General features: G+C 33.2%; 16 protein-coding genes. All 16 read left to right on the top strand.

Translation table 11 applies throughout. From position 1 onward, the window contains the following. The first annotated feature begins 33 nt into the window (after positions 1-33). The 16 genes from ACUUYC_RS09225 (at position 34) to ACUUYC_RS09150 (ending at position 23,381) form a co-directional block, all read left to right on the top strand. Positions 34-876, top strand: coding sequence for a helix-turn-helix transcriptional regulator (locus ACUUYC_RS09225; protein WP_474265423.1), 843 nt, complete (start codon positions 34-36; stop codon positions 874-876). A 263-nt stretch (positions 877-1,139) separates the two neighbouring features. After that, positions 1,140-1,883: a hypothetical protein gene (locus ACUUYC_RS09220; RefSeq protein WP_474265422.1), complete on the top strand. Its 744-nt coding sequence runs from the start codon at positions 1,140-1,142 to the stop codon at positions 1,881-1,883. Positions 1,884-1,887: 4 nt separating this feature from the next. Then, positions 1,888-3,756: a zinc-dependent metalloprotease gene (locus ACUUYC_RS09215; RefSeq protein ID WP_474265420.1), complete on the top strand. Its 1,869-nt coding sequence runs from the start codon at positions 1,888-1,890 to the stop codon at positions 3,754-3,756. A gap of 383 nt (positions 3,757-4,139) precedes the next feature. After that, on the top strand, positions 4,140-4,718 hold the full coding sequence (locus tag ACUUYC_RS09210) for a Pvc16 family protein (RefSeq protein WP_474265419.1): 579 nt from the start codon (positions 4,140-4,142) through the stop codon (positions 4,716-4,718). Beyond that, the gene (locus ACUUYC_RS09205; RefSeq protein WP_474265418.1) at positions 4,715-5,530 is read left to right on the top strand and encodes a hypothetical protein; all 816 of its coding nucleotides are present in this window, start codon (positions 4,715-4,717) and stop codon (positions 5,528-5,530) included. The genes ACUUYC_RS09210 and ACUUYC_RS09205 overlap by 4 nt, the downstream gene beginning before the upstream one ends. Positions 5,531-5,568: 38 nt before the next feature. Continuing rightward, positions 5,569-7,149, top strand: coding sequence for a phage tail sheath family protein (locus tag ACUUYC_RS09200; protein WP_474265417.1), 1,581 nt, complete (start codon positions 5,569-5,571; stop codon positions 7,147-7,149). A 61-nt stretch (positions 7,150-7,210) separates the two neighbouring features. Next, positions 7,211-7,672 (top strand): phage tail protein, encoded by a 462-nt coding sequence (locus ACUUYC_RS09195; protein ID WP_474265416.1) that lies wholly within the window; start codon positions 7,211-7,213, stop codon positions 7,670-7,672. Then, positions 7,665-8,111, top strand: a complete 447-nt coding sequence (locus ACUUYC_RS09190) for a phage tail protein (protein WP_474265415.1) — start codon at positions 7,665-7,667, stop codon at positions 8,109-8,111. The genes ACUUYC_RS09195 and ACUUYC_RS09190 overlap by 8 nt, the downstream gene beginning before the upstream one ends. A gap of 23 nt (positions 8,112-8,134) precedes the next feature. After that, complete coding sequence (locus ACUUYC_RS09185; RefSeq protein WP_474265414.1) at positions 8,135-8,305, top strand: DUF5908 family protein; 171 nt, start codon at positions 8,135-8,137, stop codon at positions 8,303-8,305. Between the two features lie 9 nt (positions 8,306-8,314). After that, positions 8,315-8,986, top strand: coding sequence for a CIS tube protein (locus ACUUYC_RS09180; protein WP_474265413.1), 672 nt, complete (start codon positions 8,315-8,317; stop codon positions 8,984-8,986). Beyond that, positions 8,987-10,786, top strand: a complete 1,800-nt coding sequence (vgrG, locus tag ACUUYC_RS09175; protein WP_474265412.1) for a type VI secretion system tip protein VgrG — start codon at positions 8,987-8,989, stop codon at positions 10,784-10,786. 262 nt (positions 10,787-11,048) lie between these two features. Continuing rightward, entirely contained in the window at positions 11,049-11,351 is a 303-nt protein-coding gene (locus tag ACUUYC_RS09170; RefSeq protein WP_474265411.1) for a PAAR domain-containing protein, read from the top strand. Further along, positions 11,344-11,766, top strand: a complete 423-nt coding sequence (locus ACUUYC_RS09165; RefSeq protein ID WP_474265410.1) for a GPW/gp25 family protein — start codon at positions 11,344-11,346, stop codon at positions 11,764-11,766. Before ACUUYC_RS09170 ends, ACUUYC_RS09165 begins: the two co-directional genes overlap by 8 nt. An 8-nt stretch (positions 11,767-11,774) precedes the next feature. After that, complete coding sequence (locus ACUUYC_RS09160) at positions 11,775-15,983, top strand: hypothetical protein (RefSeq protein WP_474265409.1); 4,209 nt, start codon at positions 11,775-11,777, stop codon at positions 15,981-15,983. Next, positions 15,980-18,784 carry a hypothetical protein gene (locus ACUUYC_RS09155; RefSeq protein WP_474265408.1) on the top strand — a complete coding sequence of 935 codons (2,805 nt, stop codon included), beginning with the start codon at positions 15,980-15,982 and terminating at the stop codon, positions 18,782-18,784. Before ACUUYC_RS09160 ends, ACUUYC_RS09155 begins: the two co-directional genes overlap by 4 nt. Continuing rightward, the gene (locus ACUUYC_RS09150; RefSeq protein WP_474265407.1) at positions 18,777-23,381 is read left to right on the top strand and encodes a contractile injection system tape measure protein; all 4,605 of its coding nucleotides are present in this window, start codon (positions 18,777-18,779) and stop codon (positions 23,379-23,381) included. The genes ACUUYC_RS09155 and ACUUYC_RS09150 overlap by 8 nt, the downstream gene beginning before the upstream one ends. Positions 23,382-23,434 lie beyond the last annotated feature (53 nt).

Raw genomic sequence — 23,434 nt, 5'->3', positions numbered from 1 at the left:
CAAACAAAAGTATTGATGTAATTATATTAAGTGATGACTACACATAAAAATATACTTATTGGGAGCGATACTTCTTCGTCTTTGGCAGCTATTATAAAAAGCTTGCAAGAAGTCGATGAATACAGTTTTATTACGGCTACTCGTGTGTCAGATATCATTCAAATTTCAAAATCTTTACAACCTATATTAATTATTCTAAGTTTTAGAAACAATCAAGCTGTACTAAATTCTATGCAATCGTATATGCCAGATGTTTCAATACCTTTGGTATGTCTTCGACAATACAATCAACATCGAAAATTACAATCAAAAGAGAACAATATTATATTTACCTATTCGTATGAATATGGAATAAAACACAACAATCTTGCAAACAATATAAAAGGAATTCTAAAGCTTGTGAATCGGAAACAAGCACAAAAAAACACTTCCTATAAATTTAGCAAGCAAAACAATGACTTAACACGTTATACATTAGAACTTGATCAAAAAAGACAAATGCTTGATAAGATAAAAGAACGCATCAAACAACTATATGTAAATGTTGATGATGTTACCAAAACAAAGTTGATGTCTATTGTAAATACAATCAAACTAACACGTAGCAGTCAAAAACATTGGGATGATTTTAAAATATACTTCGAAAATATAAATCCTACCTTTTTAAAACAATTAACGACTCAATTTCCATCTCTTACGGCAAAAGATTTAAAATACTGTTGCTATCTCAAAATGAACATGTCTAATGAAGACATTCGTTTTATTCTTGGAATTAATCAAGAAAGTGTGCGCACGCACAAATATCGGTTGAAAAAGAAAATGGTTTTACACAAAGATCAAGACCTAAGAATCTATATTCAGTCGCTTGCAAGCTAAAAATCCAGCAAAATAAACAGGCACTAAATAATTTAGCTACATAAATATGTGTCAGATACATTTAGGTCATTAAATCAAAAAAAAGCTTTTTCCTTGCTAAACATTTATCAAAAACTCTTTTCAAAAAATATTCTTTAGAAAATTATTCTTAAAACAAGGTAACAAAACCTTGCTAATCACACTTTTATATGAATCGATTCATCATATGGCGTATTCTGAAAAGCCAAAAAAGAGTAAGAACAATCTTTCTAAATAACCAAGAAATGAAAAAGTTAACCACAATTAAAATTTTAATATTATTTTTTATTCCTCTTGTATCATTTGCACAATGGACAAACTCAGGAAGCAATTTGCATACAACTGACAATGTAATTATTGACAGAACAACACCCAAATACTCATGGTTAGAACTTGATGTCAACGGTACCATTGGAGGAAAAGGATTGGATTTATATACTGAAGCAGGATCAGGATGGTCAAATCAAATCACTTGGAATGGTCCACAAGGTAGAAGACATATCATAACTGATAACTATGGAAATGATCGCTTATTAATATGGCCTGGTTATGGCGGTGGCGGACAAAGAATTGTTGAAATACACGGAAAACTAGCTATTGGTAGTGGCGGATACACAAATGTTCCTAACAATGTTGGCGGAGCAGATGTTAGTAGTTATAGCCTCTTTGTAGAACGTGGTCTTTTAGCTGAAGAAATTAGAGTACGTACAGGTTGGGCAGATTATGTATTTGACGAAGGTTACACATTAACTCCACTTGTAGAGGTTGAAGATTTCATTAAAACTAACGGACACCTTCCAAACGTTCCTTCGGCTAAAATTGTAGAAACAGAAGGAATTAATGTTGGAGAAATGACAAAAATACAACAAGAGAAAATTGAAGAACTCACACTCTACATCATAGATCAAAATAAAAGAATAGAAAAACTTGAAACACTTTGTGAAAAACTATTAAACCGAGTTGAAGCAACTAATAATCCAAAAAAATAAAACTATGAAACCAAAAAAACATTTCTTTTTTGGGCTGATAGTCTTATTTTCTATTGTAGTTGCTGCCCAATCAAATACGAGCATATCAACTCAAATTGATAATGCAAGAAGTCAAGGGCAAAATTTTGTTGATATCAGCAATATTTTCACTTTGAACACGAATTACAGAAATGATAAAATTTCGAAGGAACTAAATGCCGCGAACTTTTTAACATTTAATGAAAAAATAGCTGAAAAGCTTATAAATAATCGAGCCGCTAAGCATTTTACAATGCGTGTATTGATTCCAAATGAAAACAATACAGTAACTGTAGACCTTATTGAAGTCACTGATAGTTTTTATAATTATCGAGTAAAAACTAGTGCTGGAAATGAATCTATTGGAAAATCAAAACAACGACATTTTAGAGGTGTCATAAGAGGACAAAAAGAAAACAGTATTGTAGCTGTCAGTATCTTTGAAAAACACTTTATGGGGATTATATCTCTTGGAAACAGAGGAAACATTAATATTGGAAGGTTACCTAACGATGACGTGCATATTGTGTATAATGATGAAGATATAAGAAATCCTGCTGAACTAAACTGTGCTACTGATGCTGAAATAAAAAGCGATAAGCTTAAAGAAATTTACAGAACTATTGGAGACAGAGTTACCACACGAAGTGAAGGCGATTGTGTACGTGTCTATTTTGAAACTGATTTCGGTCTCTACAATCACTTCAATCAAGACACTAATGATGTGGAAGAGTTTGTAACAGGATTATTTAATCAAATAGCCGCCATTTATCAATTAGAAGAAATTACACTTGTTATTTCAGAAATATTTATATGGGAAGAAGACGAAGGCTACAGTCCTTGGCTTTCAGCTGGATTAAGTGACTTTGTAGCAGCTAGACCTAGTTTTGATGGAGATATAGCGCATATGTTGACAAATGAAGTAGAAGAGCCGCCTCCATTAGATGCTTTCGGAATAGCAAATGGCTTAAATGGTTTATGTTCGTCTACAACTAGCAATCCATCACCACATGCGTTTTCAAGAATGGTTCCAAACTTTCAAGTATTTCCAACCTATTCAAGACAAGTAAAAGTTGCGACGCATGAAATGGGACATAACTTAGGTTCTGCACATACACATCAATGTGTTTGGAATGGCGATAATACAGCCATTGATGGTTGTAGCGGAAATAGTTGTGATGAAAATGAAACAATCCCAGCAGATGGAGGAACCATTATGAGTTATTGTGATACAAGCGGAACAGGTACTGTAAACTTCAATTTAGGTTTTGGAGATCAACCAGGAGACTTAATAAGGGCTGTAATTGCTGACGCAACATGTCTTAGTGAATGCGATACAGATGGTTGTGTGGAAAATCTAACAATTGACACAAATGTTAATAACGGAGCTGTAGACCATCAAGAAGCTGAAAATAAAATCACACTCACAAATACTGTATCTAATGGTGCTGAAGCTGTATACCATGCAGGAAAAGAAGTGCTAATAAAAGAAGATTTTGATGCGCTAGATGGTGCTGTGTTTAGAGCCTATATTGAGGATTGTACTGGTGAATTTGTAAAACGACAAAGTACACCTACTACACAAGTACAAACAATTGAAGTTAGTAGATCAAAAGAAAAACTTACGATCTATCCAAATCCATCAAATGGAATATTCGAAATAAAAATTCAAAATATAATTTCTAAATCATATGTAGTAGAAGTTTATAATATCAATGGAAATAAAATTTACACTGAAAGCATAGAGAAAAGCAATGCTAAAAAAGTAGATATTTCTAAATATGAGGCAGGTTTATATTTTGTAAAAGTTATCACCTCAAAAAATACTTTCACTAAAACAATTATGAAAAAGTAAACAGCAAGTCATAACATATTTTTATCAATTAAATTAGGAGTAACATCATATAAATGTTACTCCTTTTTCTTTGATATAACTTAAAATTTAAGACACATAATATTGTTCAACCACATCCTACCCTATTTTCGTATCTTACTACTCTGTGTGAAGTATTGCTGTCTTCATTAAACACAAACTAAAAAAATATTAACCAAAAAATCGAAGCACATTCACAAGTATATGAATGGCATATAGTGCGTATAAAACATTTGTCTACGTTTTGTATACGGTAACATGCGTATAATCGTAAAATGTGCATAAATGGTATACGGCGATTCTATTCATTTACGAAGTGATAGTATTAATTTTAGCATGCTCGATTTTCTAACCAACCACTTATTATGATTGAAAAAGCATTTCAATTTACCGCAAAAACACTCAACCAATCTGTCAAAAACAAATTTGGACTAGATGAAGATGTTGTGATTATTAACCGAATTATTGAGCAAGACGGAAAAATTCCTGAAAAAAACAAAAACAAAATCGTCCTCTCTTTAATACATGTAGAAGAAGAAACAACGAAGCAATTTTACAATAGAATGCAACCTGTTTCAGACGGAAACTATGCAAAAAAACCTGTTTCAAATCGCTACAATCTCTTCATGTTAATTACACCAAATTTTGATGATTACAGTGAAGCATTAAAATTTTTGGACGCTACCATACAGTTCTTTCAAAATAACGAACTAATTGATGCAACAAAATACGCAACAATTCCTGCCGAAATAGGAAAACTAGAATTTGAATTCCAAAAAGGTGATGGATATATGCAAATGCAAAATCTTTGGACTGCGCTTGGCGCGAAATACCAACCATCCATCATATATAAAATACGAATGATTACGATTAGCTCTGATCAAGTAGAAGGATTTGAATCAGGTATTGATACTATAAACACTAATACGGATATAAAATCATGACGACATCCTATACTTCATTATTCAGTGTTTCAATCTCACATACCTATTTTGCATCAGGTAACTGTGAAAGTCTTCAGTATAAAGCAATGGTGAATACACAAAAAATAATTGACAAATATGGATTCGTATTACGGTTGCACACAAGTGGTTTTGAATTGTACACAAATACCAATCAATCAATTGAAGACTATCTAAACTACATTCAACAAGTAACCGAAATAGATACTTTTGAATTGACAGGAATCGTTACAGATCAAAATTTTTATAAGTATACTGCTGAAATTCCTATGACGGAAATCGGTGTACTTTCTTATGAAAACACGAACAACATAACTACAGGAAATTCAATAGAATTGTCCAAAAAATTTAGTCCCCAAAGTGATGTTCAAAATCCTGTACAAATAAAAATACTGTTTAAAGACATTATAGATGCGCACAATCAAAATTCAAATACTGCATTCCAAATTCAGTTGCATGCGCGCAAAACACAATGGCATTATAACATTATCAATAGTTCAAATCAAAACTTTGATGAATTAAAAATAGAAAGCAATACTGCTGACATTCAATTTGTAAACAAAGGAGAAACTATGCTTCAAAATGGACAAAAAGCATTGTTATTTTCTTCGGAAGAATATCAATTACCTCTAAAAAATGTACCTGAATACAATTTCGATTTAATCAATACAAAAACAGTTATTTCAGGAAGTAGACAAGAAACCGTATTCAAAGGGTTACCAATACCAGATGCGGCTAACTTACAAATAGTAGAAAACGATGTCATTGCATCATTAATGTACATCTATATATAACAACCATAAAAATTAATACAAATTAATAACTATGTTTTATGAATTTATCAACCATTAAATCTCCAGGGGTTTATATCAATGAAATCAACGGGTTTGGAAACTCAGTTGTGCCAGTGGCTACAGCTGTTCCCGCTTTCATTGGATACACTCCACAAGCCATGTACGAAGGGAAATCGTATACTAATGTACCTACTAAAATTACTTCGTTTAGTGATTTTCAGGCAATCTTTTGTTATCCAGATCCTGCACCACCAGCAGATCCTGCAAAACAATACAGTCCACAGTACTACTTAGTAGCTGAAAAAAGTCAACCAGAAAAAGGAGACTACATGCTCATTGAAGGCACGTTCTACTCCATTGTACCAGATCCAAACACAGTATACTATTTGTACAACAGCATTCGCTTATTCTATGAAAATGGCGGTGGAGACGCGTACATTGTTTCTGTTGGAACATACGGACCACAATCAGGCGCAGGAATGACGCCAGGTGACCAAATTGTAAATCCAAATGTGCAGTTAAATGATCTTACAAACGGACTTGCCTTATTGAAAAACGAGCAAGAACCAACGATGTATATCTGTCCAGAAGGAACACTACTTTCTGTTGAAAACAACGGAACACTTATGGCTTCTATGTTATTACAAGCAGAAGAAATACAAACTTCGGTTGCCATATTAGACATCATTGGAGGAAGAAATCCAGATCCAATTATGTGGATGAATGATATTACAACATTCCGAGACAATACAGGAGCAAATGGACTCAACTACGGAACAGCGTACTATCCATTTGTGGGAACAACCATTATGCAAACTTCTGATATTGATTATACCAACTTATTTGCGGGTGATGTAAAACAATTACAACCATTATTAAGTCCTGCTTCTGCACCAAACGCATCTGTTGACACCATTATATCAAACATAGAAAATCCACCAGGAACACCGTTAACGGTAAGTCAATATAACAACTCATTAATTGCAGCTAGTAAAACGTATAGCACAATCATTAATCATGTATTAAGTGATGCTAACATGCTTCCTCCAAGTGGTGGAATGGCTGGTGTAATTACAGTTACTGACAATGAAGTTGGACCTTGGCAAGCGCCTGCAAATACCTCAATGGTTGGTGCGGCTTCACTTCCAATAAAACTATCAGAATCACAACAAGGTGACTTAAATATAGATGCAGTTTCAGGGAAATCAATCAATGCAATTCGTTTTTTCAATGGACTTGGAATCTTAATTTGGGGAGCAAGAACGCTTGATGGAAACAGTTTAGACTGGAAATATCTATCTGTAAGAAGAACCATGAACTTCCTAGAACAATCGTGTAAACTAGCGGCGCAAGCCTACGTATTTGCACCAAATGACAAAAACACATGGGAAGGTGTAAAAGCCATGATAGGAAGTTTCCTAACAGGTATTTGGAAACAAGGAGGATTACAAGGAGCTACGGCTGCTAGTGCTTTTTCTGTTGAATGTGGTCTTGGAGCTACAATGACTTCAGACGATATCTTAAACGGATTTATGAACGTAACAATCAAAGTTGCTGTAGTTCGTCCAGCAGAATTTATTGTACTTACATTCCAACAACAACAAGCGACTTCTAGTTAATCATTAACATGAAGTATACACATTTAAACAAAAAAAATTAACACATTAAAAACATATAATTATGGCAGATGATGGAAGTAAAGAAGGCGCAACATGGCCCATGCCAAAGTTCAGATTTGAAGTAGACTTAGGAACTGAGCTCAAAGGTGTTGCATTTCAAGAAGTGTCCGGAATGGACGTAGAAAACCAAATCATTGAATATCGTAAAAGTAATAGCCCATTATTCTCTACCGAAAAAATGCCCGGTATAGTAAAATATGGAAACATAACAATGAAACGCGGTGTATTTGTAAATGACAATACCTTTTGGGATTGGCATGCAGAAATTTCAATGAACACAATAAAGCGTAGAACAGTGCTTATAAAACTATTAGATGAATCAGGAAAAGTAACTATGCAGTGGCAGCTAAACAATGCGTGGCCAACAAAAATTACAAGTACTGATTTAAAATCTGATGGAAATGAAGTGGCGGTTGATACCTTAGAAATAGCTCATGAACAACTAATTATCACAAATGCCTAGTACTGATTATCCTGTTGGATTCTATTTTTCACTTTCGTTTGAAGGTGAAGATGCAGCTTTTAAAGAAGTATCTGGAATCAGTAAAGAACTTGGTATAGAAGAAATTACAAGTGGCGGTGAAAATAGATTCAAATATAGATTGCCCAATGTAAGTTCAAGTCAAAACTTAGTCCTCAAAAGAGCTATTGTTCCAACAGGATCAAAATTAATTTCGTGGTGTGCTAATACACTTGATGATGGTTTGGCAACAGTAATTCAAACCAAAGATGTGTCGGTTGACTTACTTGATAACGAAGGGAAAGTGTTGATAAAATGGACATTTTACAATGCATATCCTGTTAAATATGCAGTCTCTGATTTAAAATCACAAGAAAGTGAAATACTCATCGAAACCATTGAACTAGCATACAACTATTTTAATCTTAATTCAAGTAGCTAACATGTATATATAATTTAAAAAATATGCCGATAGAAATTAGAGAATTAGTGATCAAAACAGAAATCAAATCTGCACTTCAAAGCACTTCAGCGAGTCATCAACGACACGATTTATCACGATTAAAAGATGAACTGCTAGAAACATGTAAACGAATGATTTCTGAAAGTCACAAAAAAGAAAAGTATAAACGATAACATACGATTATGGCATTAGAATATATGAAAATAACAGGTTACAAAGACGAAAACTTTTCGCAAGCTGTGTCTGGTGACCCATATAGTTTAATGATTAATCCAGAATCTATAAAATGGAGTCGAACAATTGAATACAATGAACAACAACCGATAGATACAAGTTCTACGTCTCAAAAATATAAAAGTACACCAAGTGACAATCTCAGTTTTGATATTGTAATTGATTGTACAGGTGTTGTAGACAACAAACGAACTGATTTATCAAAAGAAATTCAAACGTTAGAAGACATTGTTTATACCTATAACGGCGATATACATAGACCAAATTTTGTGAAAATTCAATGGGGAAGCGACCTTGTATTTTACAGTGTATTAAAATCATTTGATACGACATATACACTATTCAAACCTGATGGAAGTCCATTACGAGCAAAAATTTCGTTAAGCTTTGGGAAATATATTTCTGCTAACAAGCGGCAAAAAGAAGACAACGAAAGTTCGCCCGATATTTCACATATGGTAGAAGTAATTCAAGGAGAAAGCTTACCACAACTATCAAACAAAGTATGGAATTCACCATACTATTACGTGCAAGTTGCACAATACAATGATTTAAACAAATTCAGACAATTAAAAGGTGGACAAACATTACTATTTCCACCAATCATAAAACCAACATAAATGAGTGCATCAACAACAATTACTAGTGGAGGTTTAGTAACCTTCACAATAAAATCTGCCGGAAGTGCTATTCCTGATGCTATGGACGTACAATCTATAGATATTGAAAAAGGTATAAATAGAATTTCGATGGCAAAAATTATTGTTATTGACGGAAATCCTGCAGATGAAACCTTTAAAGCAAGTTCATCAAGTACGTTTGTACCAGGAACTAAAATCACCATTGAAGCTGGTTATGACTCTAAAAATGAAGTCATCTTTTCAGGAATTGTGACGAAGCAAAACATTCGCATTCATGGAAATGAAGGTTCTGTATTAATTGTAGAATGCCGTGATGAAGCTGTAAAAATGATTGTAGGACGAAAAAGTTTGACATATTCCAAAAAGAAAGATAGCGACATCATGAGTACTATCATTGGAAACTATTCTGGATTGAGCGCAGATGTAACTGCAACGACTACGGAATGGCCAGAACAAGTACAATACTATACAACTGACTGGGATTTTCTATTGGCCAGAGCCGAAACAAACGGAATGATTGTTACAGCACTCAATGGAAAAGTATCTGTGATAAAGCCTGATGCTGATACAAGTTCTGTATTAGAAATTGCGTACGGAGATAATTTATTAGAGTTTAATGCTGCGCTAGATGCTGTAACACAATTAGGATCTGCAAAAGCAACTTCTTGGGATTACACACAACAAAAAACAGCTTCAGGAGAAGCGACAAGTAGTTATGCTGGTCCAGGGAATTTATCTTCTAAAAAACTATCAGAAGTTGTTGGTTTATCAGACTATGAATTGCAGAGTACGGCACCAATTCAAAGCAGCGACTTAACCAATTGGTCAAAAGCTGCTTTAATAAAAAGTGCATATTCAAAAATTCAGGGAGAAGTAAAATTTCAAGGAAGCAACTTAGTTGATCCAGCAAAATACATTACACTCGCAGGTTTGGGCGATCGTTTCAATGGCGATCATATCATTTCTGGTGTGCACCATATCATTTCTCATGGAAATTGGACAACAGAAGTTGAAGTTGGCTTATCTCCTGTTTGGTTTACAGAAGAACCTGATGTCATGGCACCGCCAGCTTCAGGACTATTACCAGGAGCGCAAGGGTTATTCAATGCAACTGTAAAAAAGATGTATGAAGATCCAGATAATCAATATAGAGTATTAGTTGATATTCCATTATTTGATCCGAATGGAGAAGGATTATGGGCACGATTAACCAACTTTTATTCCACCGCAGGCGCAGGTGCATTTTTTATGCCTGAAGTCGGTGATGAGGTTGTTGTTGGTTTCCTAAACGAAGATCCACGGTATCCGATCATTTTGGGAAGTATGTATAGTTCATCTAACAATAAACCTTTTGATGGTTTAGATCCGAATGAAAAAAATTCGATCAAAGCAATTGTTTCCAAATCAGGAATTAACATGCAGTTTGATGATGAAAACATTGTGTACACACTCACAACTCCAAATAAGAATACCGCAATTTTTAGTGATAAAGACAAGAGCATTACTATCCAAGACCAGAATGATAATAGCATTGTAATGTCTGATAGTGGAATTACCATTAAAAGCGCCAAAAATATTACGGTTCAGGCAACGCAAAACCTAACACTCAAAGGTGATCAAGGAGTTTCTATTGAGTCTTCTGGTGGCGATGTACAAATCAAAGGACTGAATATTAAAGAAACTGCGCAAATGCAATACTCTGCAGAAGGAAGTATGACAGCTTCTCTACAAGGAGGAACGCAAACCACCATAAAAGGCGCTATGGTGATGATTAACTGATGTTAGATGTTAGATGTTAGATGTTAGATGTTAGATGTTAGATGTTAGATGTTAGATGTTAGATGTTAGATGTTAGATGTTAGATGTTAGATGGAAATTAAAAACTGAACGTCATTTCGAGTGATTTTCGATAGAAAATTGTATCGAGAAATACTTTGAAACGAAAAATAATAAAAGATAGATTCCTGCCTACGCAGGAATGACAAATAGTAAAGTAAGCACTATATGTTTTCTCAATACTAAAACTAAAAAAACGAAAACTATGCCACCAGCAGCAAGATTAACCGATTTTCACGAATGCCCAATGCAAACGCCCGCAGTTCCAGCGCCAATTCCACATGTAGGTGGACCAATTATCGGTCCTGGAGAACCAACTGTGCTGATTGGGAAACTTCCAGCTGCACGTGTTGGTGATATGCTAGTATGTGTGGGTCCGCCAGACTCTATAGTAAAAGGTTCGGCAACGGTAATGATTGGCGGAATGCCAGCCGCACGTATAGGCGATTCAACAGCGCATGGAGGATCAATAGTATTAGGGGATTTTACAGTGATGATCGGTGGATAAACAAACGATCATACAAAAAGAGTTTTTAGGCTCAGGTTGGTCGTTTCCTGTTACGTTTTTAGCAGGTAACAATCAATTATTGCTTACAAAATACGAAGAGAACATTAATGAAATGATCAATTTGATCATGCAAACAACTTTTGGAGAACGTCCATTTGAACAACAATTTGGTTCGGGTTTACAAACATTTTTCTTCAAAGAAATGCGTCCAACATTACAAGGTGAAATACGTGAAGCTGTAAAAACGTCATTATTAGATAATGAGCCTAGAATTAGGGTTTTAGAAGTTGATGTAGTATTCGCAGACTTGGAAGTTGGATTGGTAGAAATTACGATTGACTACATGTACAATCAAACAAATACAAGACACAATTATGTGTATCCTTTTTACATAAAAGAAGGAACTAATTTATAAGAATATTGATGAGTCAAATTGACCAAAATAACGCAATGCTATCGCTTGAAAAAGCGTTAGTTCCAAAATCCAATCTGATTGATGCACGATCAGAAACGGATCAATTGCGCATGTTGGTTGATTTTGCGGCTTTATTCAATTTTTATGATCAAGATAATACCATTAACGGAAATTGGTCACCTTTTTTACTTAAAGATCCTGTCTTTTTAGTTGCTTCCATTGCGAAAACAAATTTTCAGAAAGCGTATTCTTTATTTATGAATACAAGTATGCGACTTCAAGCTTGGTTACTCAAAATTAGTACAAGTAATTCATCAACTACTCAAAACGAATTAAGCTACTTTATTTCAAATGCTTTCAACCAACTATTTGATCAATTAACGGTTATTTTTCAGACTATTGAACGTTGGACATATTACATGAATGCTTATACCAATGTGTACAATCTTAAAACATATGTGATCAATAATGTAAAAGAAACCTACAGTTTATTGCTTTGGTCTTTATTAGCATTTCGTCAACAATTAGTATCGCAAACAATCATTCAAAATATTGCGCCTGTAGATACATACGATTTTGAAGATTATGATGAAAAAATCTGGAAAGAAAGCAAAGGAAACTCTCCATATTGGACAGTTTTAAAATTGCCGACTGTTCCTTGTGAAGACGATCCAAAAACACAATGCTTTGATATTTCAACACTTACACAAAAAGATGTTTTTACGGCATTAAAATATACAGGCAAACAACTATTTTCCTTTTACAACAATTGTATTTCGTATGCTGATACAGAGTTAATAACTATTAAAAAAGTACCTGGGCAATTTCCGGATACTATTTTACTCAGAACATTTACAAAACTGCTTGAAGTTTATCAAAATCAATTCAACGGATTAGCTACAAAGCATTTAGACTTTTACTATACTACAATTCTAAAACAAACACCAAATTCGGTTGTAGCGGATAGTGTATTTGCTAGCTGCGAATTGACAAGTATAAAAGATACATTCAGGCTTGGGAAAGGCATTACATTTGCCGCAGGAACCGACGCAAATAAAAATCCAATACTGTTTGAAACTACACAAGCGACTTCCTTAAATCCTGCTAAAATTGTCAATGCATACACACTTACCAAAGGAACAGATGTACAATTATATTTGCAACAATTAGCACCAGTAAATGCAGTTACAAAGAACGAATCAGGCGTTGTACAATCGTGGAATATATTTGGCTCGCAAACAAAGCCACTTGGTTCGCAAAAAGATATGGCAATTGCATTTGCTTCGCCTATGTTTTATCTCGCGGAAGCGAACACAAGAACCATTAAATTAAACTTTACGTTTTCGAGCGCATCAACAATTGATATTACAGAAAGTTCGATAGCATTTTATTTCAGTACAGCAAAAGCTTGGTTTCCAATTCCACAAGATCAAATAAAGTTTGCTAGCGAAAATAATCCTGCAACCACAACAATTACATTATATGAAACAGATCCAGCTATCGTTGCATTTACCAAAAATCCTGATGGCTACACAAGTGATTGGCCGCTTTGTAAAATGGTGTTTTCAGACTATGCAGGCATTGAAAATCAAATCATTATAGAAACACTAGATATTAATGTGACGGTTGATGGTTTTAAGAACTTTCAGTTGTTTAATGATTTTGGCGCAATGGATTCCACAAAACCATTTCAACCATTTGGTGTAGCACCTAATCTGAATCAAAATTTCATGATTGGCAGCAATGAAATATTTAGTAAACCTTTCCATAAAATAACCTTTACGAATACATGGAATACGTTTCCGGCTGGTTTTGATTTTGGCACATATTACAAAGAATACAACGATTATTTACAAGGCAAATATGCTACAACTCCTACTACATTAAAAAAGATAGAAGATGTTGTAAAGGAAATTTTAAAAATTACAACGACAGCATTTAAAAATATTATAACAGCACAAAAAGCATTTTTTGAAAGTCTCATTAACAAAGATAAAGCTGTAATTAAAGGTTTAATTAAGACTGAAATCGCAACTATAAAAAAACTTATTGAAGTAAAGATTGATGCTATAAAAGACATCATTCATGAAGACAGTGCTATTTTAGATGATATTATCAAAATTGGAGAAGCACTCCTAAAAGATCTAGAAACTGTTATTACTGATTTGCTAGAAAAAATTGAAAGCGGAACTTTTGATCCAACAAAAATAGCAGATGCAAAAGGTGAAGCACTTTCAAAAATTGATGACGCAAAAAATACAATTATTACAAAAGTAGAAAATGCAAAAACTACGTTACCAACAACAGAAGCTTCAAAAAGCAAATCACTATTTGGTAAAATTGGTAGTGCTTTTGGAAGCTTATTAAAAAAAGAAGATGTACCCGTAATTATTCCAAAAACTTTTCAATATTCGAATGCATCTTTTAGTGTGAATTTTTCATGGTTACAAAACGGATTGTGGCAATTTTTCACACATGAAGAAGAAGATAAAAACAACACAAAATATCCTGTTTGTTCTTCCAATCCTGCAAATCTTTATTTCACTTTCGGAGATGCAAATACGCCTATTCCTCCAAGCAGAACGTTTAGTTTTTCAGGATTGACAATTGATGATGAACAAATTGATCCGACACTACAACAAAAACTATTGCAACTTACAGATAATCCTGATACAGGGTTTTTGAAAATGCAATTGATAAAACCAAATGACGGATTTGGTGCTGATTTGTATGCAAAAGTTGTCGGAGCCATTGCATTGTACAATGGTAATATTATTGCCAACAAAGCAGTTACTCCTTTAGTAAATCCGCCAAATAAACCTTTTACACCTATAACAAGTGTTATTTCTGGCATGTATTCGGCAAGTGCAAGTTGTGATTTTAAAATTATTGAAAATAATACATATCCATTGGAATGTTTTTATTACACACCATTTCAAAACTGTAAAGTATATGATACTACAAATGGAATAAGTTTAGCAAATACAACCATTGGAAATCCGCTTATAAAAGATAAAACAGGAATGGCAACCTTAATAGATGGATTGCCGTTAGTACCTGATTTTTCATCAACAGGACAATTATTTTTAGAATTAGAAAATGTAGTAGCGCCAGCAGAAATCAGTTTCTATTTTGAACTTGCCACCACATATACTGAAAAACCGTTTACAGAAAACGCAGTAGAGTTTTCATATTTAAGTACAACAGGTTGGCAAACCTTAACGGTTATAGCTGATGGTACAAACGATTTTACATGTTCAGGAATTATAACATTAAATATTCCTGAAGATATTACCAATGATCATGAAAATATGCCAAGAACCAACTTTTGGATTGCAATTGGCACGCAGGAAAACACAGATGGATACGCAAAAGCAAGCTTTTTAAAAGCCAATGGAATTACACTAAAACGAATTGTAAATGCTGATGATTTTTCTCAAAATACACCTGAATTAAAAGCAGATATTATTTCAAGTCCTGTAGATGCCGTTGCCGAAATTTCTAAAACAGTACAACCATTTCCTTCGTTTGGTGGAAAAGCCGCAGAAACAACACAACATATGAATTCGCGCGTAAGCAATCGATTAAAAACAAAAGACCGATTGATTACTGCTGAAGATTATTTTACTACAATTCGCATACAGTTTTCGGAAGTATATTTTTCTAAAACAAACTACGATAGCTCGCAGAAAAAGGTGATGACATATCTCGTAAAACGTGTCTCAGATGCTACAGTTGCACATGCTTTTGAACCGTTAGTGAGTAACTGTACAGAATTAGAAATTCAAGACTATATCCAAACAAAGGTTTCCGCTTTTACACAAATTGGCGTATCAAATTTCGAGTTAGCATATGTAAAAATCATCGCGGATGTGACTATAGATACTGATTATGAAATTACAACGGTACGCAAAGAAATAAATGACGGAATTAACATATTTCTATCACCCTGGATTACAAGTGCACAAGCACAAATAACGATTGACAAAGGTGTAAACACGGCACAAATAGCTTCCTTCATCAACAGTTTTGATGCTGTAATTACAGTGAAAGGTATTTTTATCCAAATTGGTAGTAAAGATTTTACTACAGGGACTATTACCTACAAAGACAAACCGATACATGAATATAATCCAACAAGCGAAACGCTCATTGTTCCATCATTAAACAATTTAACAGAAGACAGTAATATAAACTATCATTTTCCTATAGTATGACACAAAAAAGCCACATTGTAGACACGCAACTTCCTTTGGAGCTTGATTTTCAAGCTTTGAAAGCAGCAGGGCTTGCCTACATCCAACAGCATAGTGGTACGGCTTGGACAAACTTGAATCCGAGCGATCCTGGTGTGACTATTTTGGAGCAATTGTGTTATGCGTTTACGGAACTTGGCTATTGTGCAAATTTTCCAATGAAAGATATTTTAACGTTGAAGAATGGCGATCTTCAAATGGAAAATCAATTTTATACACCAAAAAACATTTTAACGACTTCGCCAGTTACGATTGATGATTATACAAAGTTTATTATTGATCGAATTATTGAAATAAAAAATGTAATCATTCAGCCAATTACGATTACAATACCAATCATAGAAAATGCGTATCAAACTTATCTTTTATTAGACACAAAATATAGTGATACAACTACGCCCGATTTGGTGATTTCAGATGCTTTTTATGTACTTAATAGTGCTAGAAATGTTGGTGAATTGTTTTTGAAACCTAAAATTCTTCTTGAGAAAAAATATACAATTACTGGAAATTTAGAATTAGCATCTGGTTATCATTATGATGATGTTTTACCCGAAATCATTCAAGCAATTACACAATACGTTTTTCCAGATGTAACACAAACAGGTTATGATGCATTGGAAGCGGAAGGCGAAAGCAGCAATGATATTTTTAACGGACCAATTTTAAATAACGGCTGGATTCCAACAGAAAGTATTCAACAAAAAAAAGATAGTATTCAGCCATTTGAAATCACAAAGTTGATTCAAAATATAGAAGGTGTTTCAGCGATTAGCAAAGTAGCGTTTTATTATAACGATAAAAAAGAAGCTCCCGCAACATGCAATGAAGACGAAATCTTAGTATTTGATATTCCAACTTCGTTAGTGAGTACAAATACACTACAAATTCATTCGGATGGAAAGCTACATAATTTAGATATTAATGCTTCTTTGGTAGCAGAATTTGGCAACATGCAACAGCTTTCTTCTAAGATAAATACGGTTGCGGCTGTAGCTATAGAACCTGCATTACCGCAAGGAAAATATAGAGATATTACGAATTATTATGCCATTCAAAATACATTTCCGGAAGCCTATAAAGTAGGTTTGAATGCAGTAAATGATAATACACCAACGTACCAAATAGCACAATCGCGACAGTTAAAAGGATACTTAAATTTATTTGATCAAATGTTGAGCAATCAATTTGCACAATTGGCGAATATTAACAAGTTATTCTCATTCAAAAATACGAACACAGGAAATCCTGCTGATCTAGAAAATTATTACGCTACAAAATCACAAGAAGAAAAAGAAAATCAAAAATATCCAGTGCCTTTTGAAGTGTTTTCGCCAACGTATTTTTATCAATCTTTATATAAAAGTGTACCAAATGTTCAGCCGCTTTTACGCGACAATTCGATTTTTAAATTTGGTTTTATATCCGAAACAGAAGATACGCTAACGAAGAAAAACTGGAATTCATATCAGGAAGACCCATACAATTCATACATGTACGGATTGTTGTTAGCAACAGAAGATGATACGATAAATCTGGATCGTAGAAACGACCTATTGAATCATTTGTTAGCACGCCATGGTGAATCACCTATGATTATTGATACTATTATTTATGGAACTATATATTCAGGAAATGTATTGAAAGACCGTGTGATTATTAAAAGCTTATACCTGCAAAACTTAGGCATTTTATCATACAACAAAATCAAAGCATATAATGTAATTGGTGGCGTAATTATTTCGAGCGATCTCACAAAAATTACGTCAGAAGTTATTAGAGATTTAATCCAAAATAAAGAGCCTGAAAAGCTAACAAAAGAATTAAGAATTTTACAAGATATCTTAGTACAATCCAACGAACAAGAAGCTATTTTTAATAGTAATCGTTTGGATGCTATAGAAAAAGTTACCAATCAAGATTGTATTCAGTATACAACAATTACACTCAAATTAGGATTGCTATTGGCGCTTCGTCAACACTATGTAGATTATTTAAAAGTTTACAATGGTTTTGATTATTTCTATGACAAAGGATTTTACTTAAAAAGCCTCTATCTCACAGAAGTAGAAAGTTTACAAAAAAGTATGGCGCTGTGGTTAATTACAGCACAAAAAGGATTGATTTCTATTGAAACGAACGTTTTATTGCAATCGGCAAACTTTGAATTTTATATAAAATATCAACCTGTACCATCAGAATTAATTAAATGTTATCGTAATACATCGATTATAAATTATTTCGATTTTGTTTCCTTAACCACATTACTTAACTCTGAAGAGACAAAAAGTAAAAAAACAGCCGAAATTAAATCACTATTAGAAAATAAATCTGACACAACTTGGGCAACAACAGAACTTAAAGAAGACTTGAATTATACGCTAATTGGCGATACAGAGTATTCCTGGGCAGTTCAAGTTTCTTGGGACACGGAATTTAAAACAACATTAGCGCATCCAATGTTTGAGGAAACGATGTTGTTATTTTTTCCTGATTACATCGCAACTATAAATAATGCTGAATATAAACAACGTCTCTCCTACTTCATGGATAGTCAGTTGCCAATACACATTTCGGCATTTTCAATGCATATTACAACTAAAGAATTATACGTCTTAATTCCGTTATTTTCTGATTGGCATAATGCATTATTATATGATGGAACAGCAGAAGGTTTTGACACCGCAAAATCTTCCAAAGCGACTGGAAAGCTTTTAAAATATGTAGAAACACTTTATAACAAATACAATACAAATGAATAGTGCTGCAACACATATCGTCACGCGTTGCGAATGGAATACTTCATTTGATTCCAAAAACATGGCAACTACGCTGCAAACGTACATCAGTAAATGGAGTACATATAAAATGCAACGTATTATTGACAGCGTTTTTGATCGTATTTGTCCAGAAGGTCAAACCTTAAAAATTAAAAAACTAGCAATTGATCTAGGCGCAATTACCTATGAAAATATGGAGCGCGAACTTCCAATTCGTTTAAAAAACGCGTTGTATGAAGCATTGTATTCGTTGATAATGTATCCGAAAAGTGGCGACCAAACATTGGAAATTATCAACTCAGACAATGCACAATTGCAGGTGTTAAAAACGTTTCTTTTAGAAGGAATATTACCTTGGAATTACCACGAAAGTTACGGTTCGGCAAGTCACATAATGAACTCTCAACTCACACACAATCGACTAGAAATCATTCAATTGATTCAAAAAATTGGTATACAACTTGAAGTTAGAAAGCGAATTGTATGGCAGTTTAATGAAACCATTATCAAAAAAGTAATTACAGGACTAGAGCCAAATAATCATCAACAAATTATTAGCTTTTCTGAAGAATTTGTCAAAATACAAGAGAAAGAAAATGTCTTAAAAACAAGTACACAAAGCTTCAAGAAAAATTTATGGTTGTGGGTTTTGAATTATTTGTTTGTTGATAGAGGAACTATATTTAATAAAATTGCTTTTGTACGAAGTACCATTGTTCAAATTGCAAATCATTTCAACATTTCATATGAAATTCTAGTTGAACTCATTGAAACTGCTATTCAAAGACACAAAGGACATTCTTCCATAAATAATGACTTTATCGTAATATTAAAATTATTATCTGAAGAATTATATCAAACATCAATTAAAGCTGTTAAAACAGAAAAGCAGCAAGAAAATTTCTGGAATAAAATTGGTGTTTATTTCAATTCCGCTTCCGCGAGAACGAACTCAGTGCAGAAAAATGAATTCAATGAATTGGTGATTAACTTATCAAAATTAGATGCAAAGCGTTTTCAAAAAATCATACTTAAAGTTGAACAGAGATCACAACATTGGGAAACGATTCTTAAGGATTTAATTCCCGCTGCTGTTGAAAACTTATTTGTGACTTTATCACCATCTGAATCAAAAAATATTCTAACACAAATTGAGTTTTTAACAAGTTTAGATTCCAATATTGTTACAAAAGTAAAACCAATAACCTTGTATGCATTAGGCATTGAATTTTGTGTACAACATCAAAATAGTTCAGTTTCAAAGCATGCTTTTTTAGCATTTGTCATTGAAAAAATTGCCAAGAGACAACAACAATCAAAGGTTACTATTATAGATCATTTCTTAGGAAATTCAATTACCAAAACAACTAAGAAAACGGCGTTTATTCCATTATTCAATGAGTTGAAAAGTTTATTTAAACAAGAAATTACAGCTGCAAAAGTAGTCACTTCTGAAAAAATAGATATTGTTGTAAAAAACTACATCGAAGCAATTACCAAAGGAAAACATACTGCAAGTGAAATAGAAATACTTGAAAAGAAAATGCTCCAATGGATTGCAGTTTCACCTAAGAAATTTTGGAACGCAGTTATCACATTATCAAAAGACACGATTGTATCAACGCATATTGCAGTACTTATTGCTTCATACGGAACGCTACCATTTTTAAAAGAAGTACATCCAAAAACAGCTACTGTTTTAGAAAAAGTACAAAGCATTTTAAATGAAATACGATCTAGAAATCCAAAACATACAACTACGTTACGTGCCATACAACATGTAATAACTGATGCAAGTTTTAGCATACTTTGGTCAGCACAACCAAAAAATATAGCGAGCTTTTTCTCAAAACTTCTGTGTTATATTCAACAAGAAAAAACAGTTGGTCAACGTTCCGATTTTGAAGAAACTATGCAGTTGATTTGGAAACATCCACACATAAAAACGCTAGGATTTTCAGTACAAGAATTAGCAAACATTCAACAACAATACAAGGCATTTATAGCAAAAACACCGTTAGCGCTACTTTTAGAAACAACACAAGAGGCAAATCAACAAGAAAAAGCTGCAACATTGTTACGTGAAATTGTTCGATCTAAAAAAATACAACAACCAACATATCAAAAACACACGGAGATATTCATTACGTATTTACTTTCCAATGGAATACAAGTACGCAATGATTTAATTTCAACATTTTTAGAAAAAATCACAAAGCAAACTTCCAACAAAACAACAACAGAAATACAAGTCATATTGGAAGCTGTTTTTTGGCAAACACTTGTATTGTATGCTTCTCATAAAGGAAACAGTCAAAAGTTTTCTACATTATTTAAAACTACTATACTGCAAATATTTTCAAGAGTACAATTTCAAAAAACGGCTATTATAGCTGCTGACAACACATCTGAACAAAAGGCTTCAAAAACAAGTTTGACAACTATTTTAAAAGCAATAGAAAAAGTAAATCAGCAAGAAAAAGTTGCAACATTACTCCGTGAAATTGTTCGCGCTAAAAAAATACAACATTCATCATATCAAAAACATACAAAGACATTTATACAGTATTTATTGTCAAACGGAATTCAACTACGCAAAAAGCTACGTGCTAAATTCTTAAAGCAATTTGCAGCTACTGAAACAACGTTGACAACAACACAAATTGAAGAAATCTTAGATATTTGCTTTTGGGAATCTATAACACTTTATAAAATTCATAAAGGAAACGAACAGCAATTTTCTGCACTGTTTGAAACAACAATAACACAAAAAATTACGTCAGTTAAAAAGCAAGAAAAGAAGTCTATTTCTAGTGTAGAAAATCATTTTGAAACTATAGAAATTCCGATTAAGATTACAGCAACTACACTTTTTGAAATTATTGAAAAAATGTTAGTTAGCGGAGATTCAACATATAGTCTTGGCAAAAAAACCTATACATTTTCGGAAGTATTTTTGCTTGGTTTGGAAACTTCACCAAAACGTTTAAGAACGATTATTCAAGAAACTGTTCAAACAAAACAGCAGGTTTCACAATTGCAAAATATACTCAGTTTTCAGGAATTTATTTCATTGATTTCTAAAGATACTTCAAGAAGTTATAATGAGTTGTATCAATCAATTCAGGTATTATTTGTATTGGCAAAACAGTTTGGAAATACGCAAGTGATTGCAAGTTTGAAAACTTTTTTCTGGAAGGAAACAATTCAGGTAATTCAATCAAAATCGGCAACAGAAAAACAGCTCAAAACGTTTGTTCATAAAACTTTTGAAGAGCTTTCTAATGTCTCTGGTTTAGATTTATTAACGATTGTAAAACATATACAACAACATAGAATTTTAATTCCAACTATACTAAAAAATACACTAATTGCGTATCATGCCTTTTTTGAAGCAATTGCTGCAACAGAAGTTAACATTCTGCTTTCAAAAGCTATTGAAAACTGTATCTCAGAAGGAAAAATTGAAGCCTTGAGTTCGTATTTAGTAACACAATTTTCAATTCCTGCTTGGTTTCAACACACCAAAGCATACACCTACGAAACTGTTTTGGAAACATTGATAATAGAACAACCATTATTGGTTTTAAAAACGATTAGAAGTACTAAAGTTTCAGCGGTGCAATTGGCTAAAATTTCGCAAACGATTCGTTTTTCAACATTTGTACATGTATTGGTAAAACTATATCCATTACAACAAAAAAGACTGGTAGATCTTCAAAAATTATACGAAAGCATGGCGATGATTTCTGTAACTGGAATTTCAACCAAAGCATTACAAGATATCCTAAGTAAAAAAGTATGGAAAGCTTGGCAAACGTCTAACTGGGAATTGCTTTCAAACGCACATATTTGGAATGAACTTTTGTGGGAAATATGTGGAAAACAAAATGTAAAGCAACACGATTTTATCAACGCGATTCAAACCATAAAAACAAGTTTACCAAGTACGTTACAACTTGCATTTACGAGTCAATTTCCACAGCAAAAAAAAGCAATGCAAGTTTCAGAAACTATTCAAACTAAAAAAATAAAACCAACAGTTATGCCTATAAAAAAGACGTCGCTTCCCGATCAAGGAATTGCTATTCCAAATGCTGGATTAGTATTACTCAACAATTACTTTTTAATGCTATTAGATCGCTTGGGAATTATTGCTGATAATGAATTTAAAACTCCAGAAGATCAACTCAATGCAGTCCATTATTTTCAATACATCGTTACTGGATTGACAGAAACGGAAGAATCTTTATTAGTCTTAAATAAGATATTATCTGGGCTTTCGCCAGATACGCCAGTGAAAGGAAGCATAGAAATGACAGAAGATCAAAAACAATTAATTGATGGTTTGATAAAAGCTGCCATTGGCTATTGGAGTTCTATTGGAGAAACATCTATCAACGGATTTCGTGGAAATTGGTTGGTACGAGAAGGAATTTTAAGAGAAACAGAAGATCGTTGGGAATTGATCGTTGAAAAAAGAGCATATGATATTTTACTAATGAAATCACCATTTTCATTTTCTATTATAAAATTACCGTGGATGGAAAAACCATTGCACGTGACTTGGCCATATTAAAACCCAAAAGACATGAAAAAACACAAAACACCAACTAAAATTGATAGCAGTTA

It is taken from the genome of Kordia sp. E, from assembly GCF_056033805.1.
Note: the sequence above shows the minus strand (reverse complement) of the source record. Positions and strands in the feature narration are given on the sequence as shown.

Excerpts from the sequence above, each read along its gene's own strand:
- ACUUYC_RS09225 (WP_474265423.1), top strand. The coding sequence starts at position 34 with ATGACTACACATAAAAATATACTTATTGGGAGCGATACTTCTTCGTCT.
- ACUUYC_RS09220 (WP_474265422.1), top strand. The coding sequence starts at position 1,140 with ATGAAAAAGTTAACCACAATTAAAATTTTAATATTATTTTTTATTCCT.
- ACUUYC_RS09215 (WP_474265420.1), top strand. The coding sequence starts at position 1,888 with ATGAAACCAAAAAAACATTTCTTTTTTGGGCTGATAGTCTTATTTTCT.
- ACUUYC_RS09210 (WP_474265419.1), top strand. The coding sequence starts at position 4,140 with ATGATTGAAAAAGCATTTCAATTTACCGCAAAAACACTCAACCAATCT.
- ACUUYC_RS09205 (WP_474265418.1), top strand. The coding sequence starts at position 4,715 with ATGACGACATCCTATACTTCATTATTCAGTGTTTCAATCTCACATACC.
- ACUUYC_RS09200 (WP_474265417.1), top strand. The coding sequence starts at position 5,569 with ATGAATTTATCAACCATTAAATCTCCAGGGGTTTATATCAATGAAATC.
- ACUUYC_RS09195 (WP_474265416.1), top strand. The coding sequence starts at position 7,211 with ATGGCAGATGATGGAAGTAAAGAAGGCGCAACATGGCCCATGCCAAAG.
- ACUUYC_RS09190 (WP_474265415.1), top strand. The coding sequence starts at position 7,665 with ATGCCTAGTACTGATTATCCTGTTGGATTCTATTTTTCACTTTCGTTT.
- ACUUYC_RS09185 (WP_474265414.1), top strand. The coding sequence starts at position 8,135 with ATGCCGATAGAAATTAGAGAATTAGTGATCAAAACAGAAATCAAATCT.
- ACUUYC_RS09180 (WP_474265413.1), top strand. The coding sequence starts at position 8,315 with ATGGCATTAGAATATATGAAAATAACAGGTTACAAAGACGAAAACTTT.
- vgrG (WP_474265412.1), top strand. The coding sequence starts at position 8,987 with ATGAGTGCATCAACAACAATTACTAGTGGAGGTTTAGTAACCTTCACA.
- ACUUYC_RS09170 (WP_474265411.1), top strand. The coding sequence starts at position 11,049 with ATGCCACCAGCAGCAAGATTAACCGATTTTCACGAATGCCCAATGCAA.
- ACUUYC_RS09160 (WP_474265409.1), top strand. The coding sequence starts at position 11,775 with ATGAGTCAAATTGACCAAAATAACGCAATGCTATCGCTTGAAAAAGCG.
- ACUUYC_RS09155 (WP_474265408.1), top strand. The coding sequence starts at position 15,980 with ATGACACAAAAAAGCCACATTGTAGACACGCAACTTCCTTTGGAGCTT.
- ACUUYC_RS09150 (WP_474265407.1), top strand. The coding sequence starts at position 18,777 with ATGAATAGTGCTGCAACACATATCGTCACGCGTTGCGAATGGAATACT.